This window comes from Bacillus sp. SIMBA_026 (genome assembly GCF_046535335.1).
Classification (GTDB): Bacteria; Bacillota; Bacilli; order Bacillales; family Bacillaceae; genus Bacillus; species Bacillus velezensis.
Genome location: NZ_JAWRWX010000233.1, coordinates 1 through 265 on the forward strand (window position 1 = coordinate 1; position 265 = coordinate 265).

Sequence of the window (265 nt, forward strand, 5' to 3'; positions counted from 1 at the left end):
GCGCGTCCGGTCTGGTGGGCGTCGTCGGCGTTGCGGGTGCTGGCGTTGCGGGTGTCGGGAGTGCAGTGGGTGCCGGTGGCGCGGGGGCTGTGGGGAATCCTGCCCTTGACGTAGCTGCCCAGTTCGATGCTTCGCTGCCAAATCGATGGTTGGAACGGCCTGTTTCGCAGCGAGCCCCCGAAATGGGCGTGACGCCACACGGTTCGACCACCACCGGCGTCGGGGTTTCCGAAGCAGCGGATGTGGCCGTGGGTATGACTGGCGG

Annotated in this window: 1 protein-coding gene; it reads right to left on the reverse strand. The window is 67.9% G+C overall.

Annotation, left to right across the window (positions count from 1 at the left end; translation table 11 throughout):
• The coding region (locus tag SB847_RS21305; protein WP_410578641.1) for a hypothetical protein at window positions 1-200 on the reverse strand (200 nt) is incomplete at its 3' end.
• Window positions 201-265: the final 65 nt, after the last annotated feature.